Genomic DNA, 13,836 nt, shown 5'->3' on the forward strand with positions numbered 1-13,836 from the left:
GGCCCCTTTTTAAAAAAACCCCAACAGCCTCCCCCCACCCCCGACACACCCCCCCCTTTGTGTGTGGTGGCGCCCCCCGCCGCCGCCCGCCGCACACCTCCGGATCCGGAGGGGTCCGAGCGCCGTGCCGCGGCGGGGGCGGAGCGGTCCGGCGCCTCAGTTCGGGACGGACTCCACGGTGACCACGGGGACGTCCGCGGGAAGGCGATCGCGCCCGCCCAGCCCCTCGAGCTCGAGGAGGAAGGAGACGCCCAGCAGCTCGACGTCGAAGCGTCGCACGAGCTCGATCGTCGCCGCGGCGGTGCCGCCGGTGGCCAGCAGGTCGTCGACCACCACCACGCGCGCGCCGCGCGGGAGCGCGTCCACCGCGATCTCGATCTGGGCACTGCCGTACTCCAGGTCGTAGCTGATCGAGCGCGGGGCGCCGGGCAGCTTGCCCGCCTTGCGCGCGGGGATGAAGCCGGCGCCCATCTCGTAGGCCAGCGGCGCGCCCAGCACGAAGCCGCGCGCCTCGACGCCGACCACGAGGTCCACCTGCTCGGGCAGGATCGCGCTCCAGTGCCCGATCACGGCGTGGAAGGACTCGGGGTCGCGCAGCAGCGGGGTGATGTCGCGGAACAGCACCCCGGGCTCGGGGAAGTCCTGGTAGGTGTCGATGTGGGAGGCCATGAGCTCCCGCACCTGCTCGGGGCCGAGCCGGCCGGCGGGCCGGCCGCCGACGCCGGCACCGGCGGTCGCGGGGCCGATGGGCGTCGAGCCTGCGGGGCTCGCGAGGGCGGGGGTCATCGGCGTCTCCTGGTCGTGGTGGTCGTGGAGCCCCCGGTGGTCTCGAGGTCACCGTCGGAGGCGTCGTCCGCGCCGGTTCCCTCGCTGCCCGCGCTGCGGGCCTCGAGGACCCTCCTGCTGTGGGAGGCGATGTCCTTCTCGCGTCCGCGCAGGGTCACCACGAGGCCGGGAGCGAGGAACACCGAGGAGTAGGTGCCCACGAAGATGCCGATGAACAGGGCCAGGGAGATGTCCTTGAGGGTGCCCGCGCCGAGCACGAAGGCGCCGATCGCGAGGATCGAGCCCACGGGCAGCAGAGCGACGATCGAGGTGTTCAGCGAGCGCATGAGGGTCTGGTTCGCCGCGAGCTCGACGGACTCCGCGTAGGTCCTGCGGTTCTGGTCCGTCAGGTGCGCGGTGTTCTCGCGCACCTTGTCGAACACGACGATGGTGTCGTACAGCGAGTACCCGAGGATCGTGAGGAAGCCGATCACGGTGGCCGGGGTGATCTCGAAGCCGACGACGCCGTACACCGCGGCGGTGAAGAGCATGTCGTGCACGAGCGTGATCATCGCGGCGAGCGAGGTCTTCACGTTGCGGAAGTAGAGCGCCATCACGGCGGCGACCAGGACGATGAACACGGCCACGCCGCGGGCCATCTTGGTGGTGACGTCGCCGCCCCAGACCGGGCCGATGTAGGAGGTCGAGACGTCGGAGACGGGCACGCTGTAGGTGTCCGCCAGGTCCTGGGCGACCTGCTGGGTCTGCTGGGTGTCGAGCTGGGCGGTCTGCACGCGGAGCGTGCTGCCGCCGATCATCGTCACCTTCGGCTCGTTGTCGCTCACGACCTCGCGCACGACGTCGCGCGCCTGCGACTCCTGGGACGAGCTGACGCCGGAGACCTGGAACTCGGATCCACCGGTGAACTCGATGCCCAGGTTCACGCCGCGCACCAGCGCGATGCTGCCCAGGATGACGACGACGATGACGCTGATGAGGTACCAGATGCGCCGGCGCCGCACGATGGGGACCGAGGCCGCACCGGTGTGCAGGTCGTTGCCGAGATTCGCCGTGCTGAGCCTCATCGTGCGTCACTCCCGTCCTCGTCGCCCTGCGATCCGCTGCCCTCGCCGCCGGGATCCGGGCCGGTGTCCGCGGACGCCCCCTTCCGGGTCGTCTCCCCCGTTGCCGTCCCCTCGCGGGCCTCGCGTGCCAGGCGCGCCTTGCGCTGGGCGAGGGTCTCGCGCACAGGGGCCTCGTCGTCCGCGCCGTCGACCGGGCCTCGCTCGGCGGCCGAGCGGACGCGCCCGCGGCCCGCGTAGGCGGGGACCTGGCGCCCGAGCTGGGCGGGATCGAGCCCGCTCATGGGGTGCCCCTTGCCGAAGAAGCGGCTGCGCACGAGGGTCTGCAGCAGCGGGTGGGTGAACAGGAACACCACTACGAGATCCATGATCGTGGTGAGGCCCAGCGTGAACGCGAAGCCGCGCACGCTGCCCGTGGACAGGATGTACAGCACGATCGACGCGATGAGGTTCACCGTGTCCGAGGCGAGGATGGTGCGCTTGGCGCGGTTCCAGCCGTGGTCGACGGCCGCTACGATGCCGCGGCCGTCGCGTATCTCGTCGCGCACGCGCTCGAAGTAGACGATGAACGAATCGGCCGTGAAGGCGATCGCGACGATCAGACCCGTCACACCCGCGAGCGAGAGGCGGTAGCCGATCTCCGGGATGTGCGAGAGCACGGTGAGCGTCAGATAGGTGAGCACACCGGTGACCACGAGGCTCGAGGTCGTCACGATCGAGAGCACCCGGTACTGCAGGGCCGCGTATGCGACCACGAGGACCAGTCCGATGATGCCTGCGATGAGGCCCTTCTCGAGCTGGTCGCCGCCGAGCGTCGCGGAGATCTGCTGCTCCGACTGGATGTCGAACTGCAGCGGCAGGGCGCCGAACTTCAGCTGGTCGGCCAGCTGCTTCGCGGTGTCCTGGTCGAAGTTGCCGCTGATCGAGGCGCCGTTGGAGGAGGGCGTCTGCACGTAGGGGGCGGAGACGACCTGGCCGTCCAGGACGATCGCGAAGGAGTCGGTCGCGCCCTTCTTGTTGTAGAGCGCATCGGTCATGGTGCCGAAGGTCTTGCTGCCCTCGGAGGTGAACTGCATGTTCACCAGGTAGGCGCCGGTCGACTGTCCCGAGGAGTTCGTGTCGCTGCCCACGCTGGCGTTGGTCACCACGGTGCCCGGCAGGACCTCCGGGCCCAGCAGGTACTTGGCCGAGCCGTCGTCGCTGCAGGCCACGACGGGCTGCGAGTTCGGGGCCGAGGACGCGATCTCCTGCTGCGCCTCAGGATGGGTGCAGTCCACGGCGGCGGCCTGCGACTGCAGCGCCGTGGTCGCCCAGTCCGAGGACCACGCGGCCGGCACGTCGGAGGACGAGCCGTCGCCGCCGCTGTCGGAGGCGCCGTCGGACGCATCGGAGGCGCCGGTCGCCTGCGCGGTCGAGTTCGGCGCGTACGGGTCGTCCAGCGTGAGCGCGCCGGTGAACACCTCGTCCGAGGGGTCGGAGCCCCCGTCGTCGCTGGCCTTCGCGGTGCCCGTCCCCGAGGCGTCGAGGGTGGCGAGCACGGGCCGGAACGACAGCGCCGCGGTCGCGCCGAGCGCCTCGCGCGTCTCCTCGTCGAGGTTCCCGGGCACGTCGACGACGATGTTGGTGCCGCCCTGGACGCTGATCTCCGTCTCGGCGACGCCCATCGCGTTCACGCGCTGGGAGATGATCTCGCGGGCCTGATCCATCGAGTCGGCATCGATAGCGGAGCCGTCGGTGGTGCTCGCCTGGAGGATGATCTGCGTGCCTCCCTCGAGATCGAGGGCGAGCTTCGGGGAGGCCTGCCAGCCGCCCTTCCAGACCCCGGCACCGACGATGCCGATCAGGATCACGATCAGGAGGACGAGCCCTCCCAGGGACGTGCGACGTGCGCTCATGCGATATGCGATTCCTCAGCGGGGCGACGTGTCAGGGCGTGTCAGCGTGCGGTGCGGGGCTCGTCGCCCCGGGTGGTGACGCCGGGGATCTCGCCCTCGCGGCCGGCATCGGCCGACGCCGGCGACTCGCTGTCGAAGTCGGGCAGGGACTCCGCGCGGTCCTCGGCGCCGCCTGTGGTCGAGTCGAGCGCGGTGGCGTCCTGCGCGGAGCGCGAGGTCTCGGAGCCCTCCGTGCTCTCGACGGTCTCGCCCTCGAGGGCGGGGGCGTCGTTGTGCGCGGCGTTCGGATCCGCCGCGCCGGCGATCGCCTGGCGGGCCCACTTGGTGTGCGCGCCGGACTCGGTCTCGAGGATGACGACGTCGTCGTACTCCTCGACGATGAGCCCGAAGAAGCCGGAGTGGGTGCGGACCTCGTCCCCGACGCCGAGCGCGCGGACCTTCTCCTGCTGGGCGGCCTGGGCCTTCCGCTGGCGGCTGGACATCCAGACCATCAGCAGGATCATCGCACCGAACATCACGATGAGGGGGATCATGGACTGCATGGGGGTCCTTTCGAGCGCCGCCTGGCACCGGAGGCGCGGGGCGCGAGCTGATCGACGGGTGCGGAGGAGCCGCACGGGCGGGCGCGGGGCGGCTCGGCCGCACGCGCACCCGCACCACTCTACCTGCCGTCCCCGAACGTCCCCTCGGAACGTGGTCGCGGCGGCGCGAGGGCGGGCCGGCGGCCCTCCGATCCCTCAGAACCGCCCGAGCGGCGGGGTCGTGCCCTGTGCGGGCTCGGGGGCCGCGAGCCCCAGGTGCGACCAGGCCAGCGGCGTCGCGATGCGGCCGCGCGGCGTGCGCGTGAGGAAGCCCTCGCGCACGAGGTACGGCTCGACGACCGTCTCGACGGTCTCCGTCTCCTCGCCCACCGACACCGCGAGGGTCGACAGCCCCACCGGTCCCCCGGCGAACCGCTTGCACAGCGCCGAGATCACGGCGCGGTCGAGGCGGTCCAGGCCTCTCGCGTCCACCTCGTAGACGTCCAGGGCGCGACGGGCGGCGTCGAGGTCGAGCCGTCCGTCGCCGCGCACCTGCGCCCAGTCGCGCACGCGCCGCAGGAGGCGGTTGGCGATGCGGGGCGTGCCGCGCGAGCGGGAGGAGATCTCGCCGGCCGCCTCGTCCTCGATCTCGACCGCGAGCTGCCCGGCCGAGCGGGTGACCACGCGGTGCAGCTCCTCGGCGCGGTAGTAGTCGAGGTGGCCGGTGAACCCGAAGCGGTCGCGCAGCGGCGCGGGCAGGAGACCCGCGCGCGTCGTCGCGCCGACGACGGTGAAGGGCGGCAGCTCGAGCGGGATCGAGGTCGCGCCGACGCCCTTGCCGACCACCACGTCGACGCGGAAGTCCTCCATGGCGATGTAGAGCATCTCCTCGGCGGGACGCGCGAGCCGGTGGATCTCGTCGATGAACAGCACCTCCCCCTCCTCGAGGGCGGAGAGGATCGCGGCGAGGTCCCCCGCGTGCTGCACGGCGGGGCCGGAGGTGATGCGCAGGGGGACGGACAGCTCGGTCGCGATGATCATCGCGAGGGTCGTCTTGCCGAGCCCCGGTGGGCCCGAGAGGAGCATGTGCTCGGGCGCGCGCCCCCGACCCTTGGCGGCGTCGAGCACCAGCGAGAGCTGCTCGCGCACGACCTCCTGGCCGACGAAGTCCGCGAGGCTCTTGGGACGCAGCGCGGCCTCGGCGGCCCGCTCGAGGGCGCCCGATTCCGCGCTCGTGAGGGTGCGCCCGCCGTCGTCGGCCTCGTCGAAGCCCTCCGTCGACGCGCTCACCTGCTGCCTCCGAGACGGCGCAGCGCGGCGCGCAGCAGCCCGGCGGCGTCCTGCGGGTCCTCGGGCTCGCCGTGGACGCCGGCGACGGCGTCGGCCGCGGCCTTGTCGGGCCAGCCGAGGCCGACGAGGGCCGTGACCACCTGGTCGTCCAGCGGGTTCGCGCCTGCGACGGGGGCTCCGGCGGCGTCGACCTGCTGCTCGCCCTGCTCCTCGGCGGGCGGGGCGAGCTTGCCCCCGAGCTCGAGGATCATGCGGCTCGCGACCTTGGGCCCGATCCCGGGCGTGCGGGTGATGGCCTTGACGTCCTGCGCGGCGACCGCGCGGCGAAGGTCCTCCGGGGACAGGACCGCGAGCACGGCGAGAGCGAGACGCGGGCCGATGCCGCTCACAGACTGCACGATCCGGAAGGTCTCCGTGTCCTCCGCGGAGGGGAAGCCGAACAGCGTCATCGAGTCCTCGCGCACGACGAGCTCGGTGTGCAGGGTCAGCGGGGCGCCGTGCCGGGTCTGGGTGAGGGCGGCGGGCGTGGTGCGCACGAGGTAGCCCACGCCCTGGACGTCGAGGACCAGGGAATCGAGGCCGATCGAGGCCACCGTCCCGGTGAGAGAAGCGATCACGGCACCACCCTAGAACGCGTGTTCGATCAGAAGCGGGAGGTCGAGGACTCCCGGGCGCGCCGCGCGCTGCGCTCCGCCTCGGCCCACACGGACTGCGCGCTCGTGCGGGCGCGGCCGCTCGCGTCCAGGCGCACCGGTCCGGGTCCGCGCCAGAGCTGCGTGAGTGCGATCGCGACGGCGTCGGCGGCGTCGGCCGGCTTCGGAGGGGCCTCGAGGTGCAGCAGCTTGACCAGCATGGTCTGGATCTGCTTCTTGTCGGCGCGCCCGCTGCCGGTGACAGCGGCCTTGACCTCGGAGGGCGTGTGCATGGCGATCCGGATGCCGCGCTGCGCGGCCAGCAGGATCGCGACCCCGGAGACCTGGGCGGCCCCCATCACGGTCGAGGTGTTGTTCTGGCTGAACACGCGCTCGATGGCGACGACGTCCGGCGCGTGCTCCTCGATCTTCTCCTCGAGGCCCCGGGAGATCACGAGCAGACGCTGGTCGATGCCCTCCTCCGGGCTGGAGCGCACGACGCCCACGTCGGCGAGGGACGCCGAGCGGCCGCGCCCGGCGTCGAGGACGCCGTAGCCGCAGCGCGTGAGCCCGGGATCCACGCCGAGCACCCGGAGCGTCATCGCTGCGACGCTCCGGGTGCGGACGGGGACTCCGTGCGCGGGGACAGCAGGATCAGTCCTCGTCCTCGAGCTGCGCGGCGACGTCCTCGGGGATGTCGAGGTTCGAGTAGACGTTCTGCACGTCGTCGCTGTCCTCGAGCGCGTCGATCAGCCGCAGCACCTTCTGGGCGCCGTCGAGGTCGACCTCGGTGCGGATGTTCGGCACGAACTGCGCCTCGGCGCTGTCGTAGTCGATGCCCGCCTCCTGGAGGGCGGTGCGCACGGCGACCACGTCGCCGGCCTCGGAGATGATCTCGAAGGTCTCGCCCTCGTCGTTGATCTCCTCGGCGCCCGCGTCGAGCACGACCTCGAGCAGGTCGTCCTCGGTGTTGCCCTCCTTGGGCACCGCGACGACGCCCTTGCGGTTGAACATGTAGGCCACCGAGCCGGAGTCCGCCATGTTGCCGCCGCTGCGGGTGAAGGCCAGGCGCACCTCGGAGACGGCGCGGTTCTTGTTGTCCGTGAGGCACTCGACGAGCAGGGCCACGCCGCCGGGCGCGTACCCCTCGTACATGAGCGTCTGGTAGTCGACGCCGCCGCCGTCGAGCCCGCCGCCGCGCTTGACGGCGCGGTCGATGTTGTCGTTGGGGACCGAGGTCTTCTTGGCCTTCTGGATCGCGTCGTACAGGGTCGGGTTCCCCGCGGGGTCCGGCCCGCCCGTACGCGCCGCCACCTCGATGTTCTTGATGAGCTTGGCGAACAGCTTGCCGCGCTTGGCGTCGATCGCGGCCTTCTTGTGCTTGGTCGTCGCCCACTTGGAGTGACCCGACATGTGTCTCCTCGGCTGGTCGATCCTTCGGTCTGGACCCCGACAGTCTACGGCCGGCGCGGCCCTCAGCCGTCCGCGGCGGGTGCGGCGGGGGCGACGGGTCGGCTGAGCGCGCCGATCAGCCGACGGTCCGCGGTGATCCGCTCGAGCAGCTCCCGCTCGCGCTCGCGGGTCTTCGCCGTCGGCTTCCCGTGGAGCACGCCGTGGCGGGTGATGGCGAGGTCCACCGAGGCGAGGATGAGGTCGTGCATCGCCATCCGCGGCACGGCCCCGTGCGCGGACGCCCACTTCTCGGCCCGGCGGCGGGCGCGGATCGAGACCAGCATGTCCACTTCGCGGGGAGCGAACCATCCGGCGCGCCCGTAGGCGGAGAGCTGCGTGCGCACGATCCGCTTCTCCCGCAGCCTCAGGAAGGTCATGATGCCCGCGAGCAGGAGGAACAGCGGGAGCTGGATCGCGAGGTAGTAGCGCAGGAAGCCCGACATCGGCGCCGCCTGGTCGACCTCGATGAAGAAGGTGGAGCCGTTCCACAGGGCGTGCAGGCACATGCCCAGCGACAGACCGCCCACGCCCAGTCCGAAGTAGAGCATGAGGGAGCGGCGCTCGGCGGCGATCCCGAGCCCCAGCCCGCACAGCGAGGTGAAGCTCGCGTGGGCGAACGGGGAGAGCAGGCCCCGCAGCAGGAAGGTCTGCCAGAAGGCGTCGACGGTGCCCGAGGCCTGGGCCTGCTGGAAGGCGCGCCCGAAGTAGAGCACGTTCTCGGTGAAGGCGAAGCCGCCGGCGATGAGCATGGCGTAGACCACGCCGTCGATCGGCCCGCCGATGAAGCGGCGCCCCCAGATCAGCAGGGCGATGAGCCCGGAGGATTTCATCGACTCCTCGACGAGGGGTGCCTGGACCACGGCGGCGAGGAAGTTCGCGGTGTTCTCGCCCGCGTCCTGAGGGGTGATCCACCAGGTCACGGCGCCGCCGATGACGAAGGTCAGCGCGACCGATCCGGCCGCGCCCCAGACGAAGGAGTAGACGAGGGTGATGCGCGGCTGCGGGGTGTAGCGGTCGAGCCACCACACGGCGGCGAGCACGAGGCTCACGGGCACGAGCGCGGCGGTGAACGCGACCAGGGCGGTGCCCGTGCCGAGCGGCCGGATCGTGAAGAACCACACGCCGGCGGCGACGAGGATCAGGGCCGCGATCGCACCGCCCCAGACGAGGAGCTGCACCCAGGGGCGCCGCCTGCGGGTGCGCCGTGCCGCGCCCGGACGCAGGTGCCCGGGCGCCTGCGGGTCCGTGCGATCGACGTCGTACCCGTAGTCGGCGGCGGTCCCCGGGGCGGTCATGCGCGCTCGCCCTCCCCCGCCCCGCCGGGCCAGGCCGCGGCGTACTGGGCGCGGGTGTCGGCGAGCAGGATGGGCAGCGCCTTGGTGCGCCCGATGACGGGCAGGAAGTTCGCGTCACCGATCCAGCGCGGGACCACGTGCTGGTGCAGGTGGGCGGCGATGCCCGCCCCGCCGGCCTCGCCCTGGTTCATGCCCAGGTTGAAGCCGTCGGGACGGGAGACCTCGCGCACCACCCTCATCGCGGTCCGGGTGAGGTCCGCGACCTCGACGACCTCGTCCTCGGTGAGATCCGTGTAGTCCGCGACGTGGCGGTACGGGCACACCATGAGGTGGCCGCTGTTGTAGGGGAAGAGGTTGAGGATGACGAACGCGAGCGACCCTCGATGGACGATGAGCGCGTCCTCGTCGCTCTTCGCGGGCCCCGCGCAGAAGGGGCACTGCTCGCCGTCGTCGGGGTCCTCGGGCTTGCCCTCGCCCTGGATGTACACCATCCGATGGGGCGTCCACAGCCGGTCCATGCCGTCGTCCTCCCCGGCGAAGGCGCTCGGGGACTCGACGCGCACGGGCTCGTCGGCCCGCTCGTCCTGGGCCCTCTGCTCCGCGGAGCCGTTCTGCTCGGGCGTGCCCATCGGACCTCCTCAGACCTGTGCGCGGGTGCGGATCGACTCGACGATGCGCTCGACGGCCTCGTCCACGGGGATGCCGTTGTCCTGGCTGCCGTCGCGGAAGCGGAAGGAGACCGCGCCGTTCTCCTGATCCTCGCCGCCGGCGATGAGGAGGAAGGGCACCTTCTCCTTGGTGTGCGTGCGGATCTTCTTCTGCATCCTGTCGTCCGAGGCGTCGACCTCCACGCGCACGCCCCGCTCGCGCAGCCTCTGCGCGACCTGGTCGAGGTAGGGCGCGTACTCGGCGGCCACCGGGATGCCGACCACCTGCACGGGGGCGAGCCAGACCGGGAAGGCGCCCGCGTAGTGCTCGAGCAGCACGCCGAAGAAGCGCTCGATCGACCCGAAGAGCGCGCGGTGGATCATCACCGGGCGCTGGCGGGAGCCGTCGGACGCGGTGTACTCGAGCTCGAACAGCTCGGGCTCGAAGAAGTCGAGCTGGATGGTCGAGAGCTGCCAGGTGCGGCCGATGGCATCCTTGGCCTGCACCGAGATCTTCGGCCCGTAGAAGGCGGCACCTCCCGGGTCTGGCACCAGGTCGAGGCCCGACTCCCGGGCGACCTCCTCGAGGGTGCGGGTCGCCTCCTCCCAGGTCGCCTCGTCGCCCACGGACTTCTCGGGATCGCGGGTGGACAGCTCGAGGTAGAAGTCGTCGAGCCCGTAGTCGCGCAGCAGGTCCAGCACGAAGGTCAGCAGGCTCGCGAGCTCGTCGCGCATCTGCTCGCGCGTGGTGTAGATGTGCGCGTCGTCCTGGGTGAACCCGCGGGCGCGGGTGAGGCCGTGGACCACGCCGGACTTCTCGTAGCGGTAGACGCTGCCGAACTCGAACAGCCGCAGGGGAAGCTCGCGGTAGGAGCGGCCCCGGGAGCGGTAGACGAGATTGTGCATCGGGCAGTTCATGGGCTTGAGGTAGTAGTCCTGGCCCTGCTTGGTGACGTTGCCGTCCGCGTCCTGCTCCTCGTCGAGATGCATGGGCGGGTACATGCCGTCGGCGTACCACTCGAGGTGGCGGGAGGTCTCGAAGAGGTTCTTCTTGGTGATGTGCGGGGTGGAGACGAAGGAGTAGCCGGCCTCGATGTGACGACGGCGGGAGTAGTCCTCCATCTCCATCTTGATCATCGCGCCCTTGGGGTGGAACACGGGCAGCCCGGAGCCGATCTCGTCGGGGAACGAGAACAGGTCCAGCTCGGAGCCCAGGCGGCGGTGGTCGCGGCGCTCGGCCTCGGCGATCCGCTCCTGGTAGGCCTTGAGCTCGTCCTTGGTGGGCCAGGCGGTGCCGTAGACGCGCTGCAGCATTGGGTTCTTCTCGCTCCCGCGCCAGTACGCGGCGGCGGAGCGGGTCAGGGCGAAGCCGTTGCCGATGTGCTTGGTCGAGGGCAGGTGGGGGCCGCGGCAGAGGTCGGTCCAGACCACCTCGCCCTTCTTGGAGACGTTGTCGTACATGGTCAGTCCGCCGGCGCCGACCTCGACGCTCGCGCCCTCGGCGGCGTCGTCGGCCGTGGACTTGAGGCCGATCAGCTCGAGCTTGAAGGGCTCGCCGGACTCCTCGGCGCGGGCCTCGTCGTCGCTCACCTCGCGGCGGACGAAGCGCTGGTTCTCCTTGACGATGCGCCCCATCTGCTTCTCGAGGTCCTTGAGGTCCTCGGGGGTGAAGGGGGTCTCGACGTCGAAGTCGTAGTAGAAGCCGTCGGTGATGGGCGGTCCGATGCCCAGCTTCGCCTCGGGGTTCACGCGCTGCACCGCCTGGGCGAGCACGTGCGCGGTGGAGTGGCGCAGGATGGAGAGCCCGTCCTCGCTGCCGAGCTCGACGCCCTCGATCTCCTGGCCGTCGGCCACGGCGGTCGCGAGGTCCCGCAGCTCGCCGTCGACCCGCAGAGCGATGATCGTGCCCTGGCCCTCGAACAGCTCGGTGCCCGTGGTCCCCTCCTCGATCTGCTGGGGGGATCCGTCGAGGGTGATGGCGATCTGGGCCACGGGGTGCTCCTTGCTGGTCGGTTCGAGCCGGCCGACGATGCCGGCTCCGCGGACGATCGTATCCGGCCTCCGCCTCCCCCGAGAACCGCATTCGACCGCCGCGAGACGCGCACGGCCCAGGACCGGGGACGGCGCGCGACCGGGCCCCGCGGGATCAGCCCGTGAACAGTCCGACGGCGGTGATGAGCGTCTTGACGACGCCGTAGGCCAGCGCCGCGACCACGATGAGCGCGAGAACGCCGGCCGCGGCGGTGTGCGCACCGCTCGCGGACGCCGCCCCGTCGGCCCCGTGCCGGGCGTCGGACGCCTTGGCCGCGGCCTCGCGGTCGTGCTCGGCCTTCTTCGCGACGACCTCCGGGTCCTCGAAGTGGCGCGGGTCGAGGCGGCGGATCAGGAGGTTCGCGACGAAGCCGACGGCGAGGATCCCGATCATGATGATCAGCGCCAGGCGATAGAGGCCGAAGCCCTCCTGGCCCGCGCCCTTCTGGTGCTCGACCACGGAGTTCACGATCAGCGGGCCCACGATGCCCGCGGCGGACCACGCCGTGAGCAGGCGGCCGTGGATCGCGCCCACCTGGTAGACGCCGAACAGGTCCTTGAGGTACGCGGGCGCCGTGGCGAAGCCGCCCCCGTAGAAGGAGATGATCACGAGCGCCGAGAGCACGAAGATCGCGAGGGCCTGGGAGCCGATGGTCACCAGCAGCAGGTACAGGAGGATCCCGCCGCCGAGGAACACCAGGTACGTGTTCTTCCGGCCCAGGTAGTCCGAGGCCGTGGACCACACGAAGCGGCCGCCCATGTTGAAGATCGAGAGCAGCCCCACGAAGCCGCCGGCGGCGACCGCGGTGATGCCGGCGAAGGATCCCTGGATCATCGGCGAGGCGGATTCGAGGATGCCGATGCCGGCGGTGACGTTGGTGAACAGCGCGATCCACAGCAGCCAGAACTGCGGAGTGCGCATCGCTCCCCGGACGGAGACGTTGCCCGCCGACTGCATGGGCTTGGCCGTGGCGCGCGAGGCGTCGAATCCGGCCGGCGCCCAGTCGGGATGCGGGAGGCGGATGACGTACGCGCCGAGGGCGATGACGATCAGGTAGATCACCGCGAGGGTGAGGAAGGTGCCGGTGATGCCGTCGCCGAGATGATCGGCGCCGCCGCCGTACAGGGCCATCAGCGCGTTCGAGGTGGGGCTCGCGATGAGCGCGCCGCCCCCGAAGCCCATGATCGCCAGCCCTGTCGACAGGCCCGGACGGTCCGGGAACCACTTCATGAGCGTGGACACCGGCGAGATGTAGCCGATCCCGAGCCCGATGCCGCCGATGACTCCGTAGCCGACGTACACGAGCCAGAGCTGGCTGGTCGCGACGCCCAGGGTCGCCACGAGGAAGCCCGCCACCCAGAAGGCGCCGGAGACCACCATCGACTTGCGCGGGCCGACCTTCTCGACCCACGCGCCCGCGATCGCCGAGGAGATGCCGAGCATCGCGATCGCGAGGGAGAAGATCCAACCGGTCGCGACCTCGCCGCTGCCCTCGTCGAAGCCGAAGTGGTCGATCAGCGGGGCCTTGAACACGGAGAACGCGTAGACCTGGCCGATGCTCAGGTGGATGGCGAGCGCCGCGGGCGGGATCAGCCAGCGATTGAACTTCACGGGCGCGACGATCGCGTCGCGTTCGAGCACGGACATGGCGGGCTCCTCAGCATCGAGCTCGGGGGAAAGGGGCGGGGCGATACCGGTCTCCTGCACAGCATCGTGAGGACCGGACGTGCAGACGCTACACGGTCGGCGGCGGCGCACGGACCATTCGGGCCGGCGCCGCGGCGACACCTGCCCGAGGCCGGCCGGAGACGGTCGGGAGAGCTCGGGAACGGTCGGGACATGACGAAGGCCCTGACCGGATGCGCCGGCCAGGGCCTTCAGGGGTGGGCGATACTGGGATCGAACCAGTGACCTCTTTCGTGTCAGGAAAGCGCGCTACCACTGCGCCAATCGCCCTGATCGTCCTCCGCACGGAGGCGGAAGCGGAGGTGGGTACGGGATTCGAACCCGTGTACACGGCTTTGCAGGCCGTTGCCTCGCCTCTCGGCCAACCCACCGGACGAGCGGCCGACGCGAGGACGGCCCCTCATGAGGAACGGCGCTCCCGACAGTGTCGGGCGCGCCGCCTCCCGGAGCGGACGACGGGACTCGAACCCGCGACCCTCACCTTGGCAAGGTGATGCTCTACCAACTGAGCCACGTCCGCATGACGAGGATCCGAGGAT

The 13,836-nt window shown here is 71.2% G+C and carries 12 protein-coding genes and 3 tRNA genes; all 15 read right to left on the minus strand.

All coding sequences use genetic code 11. The features are described from left to right. Positions 1–156: 156 nt before the first annotated feature. Positions 157–669 carry an adenine phosphoribosyltransferase gene (locus ACFQ53_RS16210; RefSeq protein ID WP_249481086.1) on the minus strand — a complete coding sequence of 171 codons (513 nt, stop codon included), beginning with the start codon at positions 667–669 and terminating at the stop codon, positions 157–159. Positions 670–782: 113 nt separating this feature from the next. Beyond that, the gene (secF, locus tag ACFQ53_RS16215) at positions 783–1,850 is read right to left on the minus strand and encodes a protein translocase subunit SecF (RefSeq protein WP_377861517.1); all 1,068 of its coding nucleotides are present in this window, start codon (positions 1,848–1,850) and stop codon (positions 783–785) included. After that, positions 1,847–3,742 (minus strand): protein translocase subunit SecD, encoded by a 1,896-nt coding sequence (secD, locus tag ACFQ53_RS16220; protein WP_377861520.1) that lies wholly within the window; start codon positions 3,740–3,742, stop codon positions 1,847–1,849. The genes secF and secD overlap by 4 nt, the downstream gene beginning before the upstream one ends. 41 nt (positions 3,743–3,783) lie before the next feature. Next, positions 3,784–4,284 carry a preprotein translocase subunit YajC gene (yajC, locus tag ACFQ53_RS16225; RefSeq protein ID WP_377861522.1) on the minus strand — a complete coding sequence of 167 codons (501 nt, stop codon included), beginning with the start codon at positions 4,282–4,284 and terminating at the stop codon, positions 3,784–3,786. Positions 4,285–4,479: 195 nt separating this feature from the next. Next, positions 4,480–5,553, minus strand: a complete 1,074-nt coding sequence (gene ruvB, locus ACFQ53_RS16230) for a Holliday junction branch migration DNA helicase RuvB (protein ID WP_377861525.1) — start codon at positions 5,551–5,553, stop codon at positions 4,480–4,482. Then, entirely contained in the window at positions 5,550–6,170 is a 621-nt protein-coding gene (gene ruvA, locus ACFQ53_RS16235) for a Holliday junction branch migration protein RuvA (RefSeq protein ID WP_377861527.1), read from the minus strand. The genes ruvB and ruvA overlap by 4 nt, the downstream gene beginning before the upstream one ends. 26 nt (positions 6,171–6,196) lie before the next feature. Further along, positions 6,197–6,787 carry a crossover junction endodeoxyribonuclease RuvC gene (gene ruvC / locus ACFQ53_RS16240; protein ID WP_377861530.1) on the minus strand — a complete coding sequence of 197 codons (591 nt, stop codon included), beginning with the start codon at positions 6,785–6,787 and terminating at the stop codon, positions 6,197–6,199. 52 nt (positions 6,788–6,839) lie between these two features. Then, positions 6,840–7,598 (minus strand): YebC/PmpR family DNA-binding transcriptional regulator, encoded by a 759-nt coding sequence (locus ACFQ53_RS16245; protein WP_249480377.1) that lies wholly within the window; start codon positions 7,596–7,598, stop codon positions 6,840–6,842. Between the two features lie 62 nt (positions 7,599–7,660). Further along, positions 7,661–8,932 (minus strand): PrsW family intramembrane metalloprotease, encoded by a 1,272-nt coding sequence (locus ACFQ53_RS16250; RefSeq protein ID WP_377861533.1) that lies wholly within the window; start codon positions 8,930–8,932, stop codon positions 7,661–7,663. Then, the gene (locus ACFQ53_RS16255; RefSeq protein WP_377861536.1) at positions 8,929–9,561 is read right to left on the minus strand and encodes an HIT family protein; all 633 of its coding nucleotides are present in this window, start codon (positions 9,559–9,561) and stop codon (positions 8,929–8,931) included. The genes ACFQ53_RS16250 and ACFQ53_RS16255 overlap by 4 nt, the downstream gene beginning before the upstream one ends. A gap of 9 nt (positions 9,562–9,570) precedes the next feature. Continuing rightward, positions 9,571–11,571 (minus strand): threonine--tRNA ligase, encoded by a 2,001-nt coding sequence (gene thrS / locus ACFQ53_RS16260; RefSeq protein ID WP_377861539.1) that lies wholly within the window; start codon positions 11,569–11,571, stop codon positions 9,571–9,573. 154 nt (positions 11,572–11,725) lie between these two features. Beyond that, entirely contained in the window at positions 11,726–13,258 is a 1,533-nt protein-coding gene (locus tag ACFQ53_RS16265) for an OFA family MFS transporter (RefSeq protein ID WP_377861542.1), read from the minus strand. A gap of 237 nt (positions 13,259–13,495) precedes the next feature. Continuing rightward, positions 13,496–13,567: transfer RNA gene (locus ACFQ53_RS16270), tRNA-Val, on the minus strand. A gap of 30 nt (positions 13,568–13,597) precedes the next feature. Next, a tRNA-Cys gene (locus ACFQ53_RS16275) sits at positions 13,598–13,668 on the minus strand. Positions 13,669–13,744: 76 nt separating this feature from the next. After that, positions 13,745–13,817, minus strand: a tRNA-Gly gene (locus ACFQ53_RS16280). Between the last annotated feature and the right edge of the window lie 19 nt (positions 13,818–13,836).

The sequence above is a fragment of the Brachybacterium sp. NPDC056505 genome (genome assembly GCF_042794925.1).
Classification (GTDB): Bacteria; Actinomycetota; Actinomycetes; order Actinomycetales; family Dermabacteraceae; genus Brachybacterium; species Brachybacterium kimchii.